1 protein-coding gene is annotated in these 446 nt (G+C 58.3%); it reads right to left on the bottom strand.

The features are described 5' to 3' along the window. Positions 1-165 precede the first annotated feature (165 nt). The coding region (locus Q0792_RS20100) for a hypothetical protein (RefSeq protein WP_298845356.1) at positions 166-446 on the bottom strand (281 nt) is incomplete at its 5' end.

The raw sequence follows: 446 nt of genomic DNA, 5'->3' as shown, positions 1-446 counted from the left end.
TGGGCCGTGAATGGCGGTCGTCACGACGACACAGAGCAGGGATGCCGCGCCGCATCTGAGGTCCGGAAGGAGCGCAAACTTCAGATTCTCAGCGCCGCGGCGAATGGCGGCTAAGGCGAAGTTGTGGCGCTAAAACTGATCGCGTTGTTTTGCGCCACAGAACTCTTACGGTTGGCCTTCAATTTCAGCCTTTAGTTCGGCGTTGAACGCCTGATACATCGGCAGCAGTTGGGCCACGAAGCTCGCCGCGTATGGATTGCCCACGATTTCGTCGGATCGGACGAAGAAGGTCTGATCCCCGCATGCCTCAACGCGGTAGAGATGGTTGTCATGACCGCCACCGATGCCTTCCGGGAATGGGTCTGACCACCCAATGACGCTGCCTTCGTCGTAGATCAGGGTATGGGGTATCTCCATCACATTGGGTTCGCCATCCTCGGTGGTGC

This window comes from uncultured Roseobacter sp. (assembly GCF_947495025.1).
GTDB lineage: Bacteria > Pseudomonadota > Alphaproteobacteria > Rhodobacterales > Rhodobacteraceae > Roseobacter.
This window is presented reverse-complemented; position numbering and strand designations above follow the sequence as displayed.